Annotated in this window: 1 protein-coding gene; it reads right to left on the bottom strand. The window is 30.8% G+C overall.

What is annotated here, in order from left to right; translation table 11 throughout:
• Positions 1-178: 178 nt before the first annotated feature.
• Complete coding sequence (locus RH98_RS14985; RefSeq protein WP_004295324.1) at positions 179-1,003, bottom strand: class D beta-lactamase OXA-347; 825 nt, start codon at positions 1,001-1,003, stop codon at positions 179-181.
• Positions 1,004-1,226 lie beyond the last annotated feature (223 nt).

Raw genomic sequence — 1,226 nt, 5'->3', positions numbered from 1 at the left:
CAGTTTTCTTTTTTAGAGGTAGTCCTTTACAATGCCCGCTAACGAAAAATGGTAGCCGTAGTTGCCGGATTTACAGCACTTTCGTATCAATTTAGCACTTCGGTTCGTTAAAAGCACCAAAGTATCAAGTTGGCACGAAAGCCGGCAATTATCGGCTACCATATGTTAGTGGCATTTATCATTTCATTATATTCATTTGCTTTAACGCATTTTTTGTTACATTAATTCTCGATGAAATAAAATCATCAACATTCAATCCGTCTGTCGGAATTACATTTGTTGCAAAAAAATAAACATTAGATTTTGTTTCAACATAACCAACAAACCAACCATTATATTTTTCTTCTATCGAACTTAATCCAGTCTTACCGCTTAAAATGTAATTTTCAGTTCGCTCAATTTCCATAATATTTTTGACAATCTTTATTGTCCTATCAGAAATTGGAAATTTTGAAAAATAGAATTTCCTCAAAAAGTCGATTTGTTGTTTTTGAGATATTTTTGAATTTCCTTCAAGCCAAAAATTGTCAATCGTTAAACTGTCAAAAATCATATTTTTATACTCAAATTTTTCTAAATATTCTTTCATTTTAATTGTTCCGATTTTCCTTGCAATTTCCTGATAGCAAGGAACACAGGAAATTCTAAAAGCATCTTTAAATGATAAATCTTTTTCCCAAATATCCATTTTTCTCTGCTCGCCATTCCATTTTAAAATAGTTGTATCATTTTCAATAATGCCTAATTCAACAGCAATTATAGAATTTGGAATTTTGAATGTTGATGCAGGTAATTTTCCGTTTTTAGCCCAATCAAAGTCATTTGAGTAAAAAGTATTCTTGTCGTTATCATAAATTAGAATTGAACCATTTACTTGAAAACTATCTAAAATTTTGTCAAAATCAGAAATTTCTGTTTCAATTATGTTTTTATTCGTTGTTGTGTTACAGCAAACAAATAAAAATATCATTGAAATAAAAACTACAAATAAAATATTTTTCATTTATTGTCTAATTATCGTTTGTTTTTGTTGCCACTAACGGGAAACGCATTGGCGAAGTGGCGGATAAATTGGACAAAAAGTTCAATTTAGCAGTGACGTAGCCGATGTGTTTCCACAGAAGCTAAATTATTAAAAAAAGCTGAATGTGGAACACATTCGGCGGAATAAAATGCACAAAAGTTGAGTTTGGCACTTAACCCGCCATTTTGCCAATGCGATGTTG

The organism is Myroides injenensis M09-0166 (genome assembly GCF_000246945.1).
In the GTDB taxonomy this organism is placed as follows: Bacteria; Bacteroidota; Bacteroidia; order Flavobacteriales; family Flavobacteriaceae; genus Flavobacterium; species Flavobacterium injenense.
Note: the sequence above shows the minus strand (reverse complement) of the source record. Positions and strands in the feature narration are given on the sequence as shown.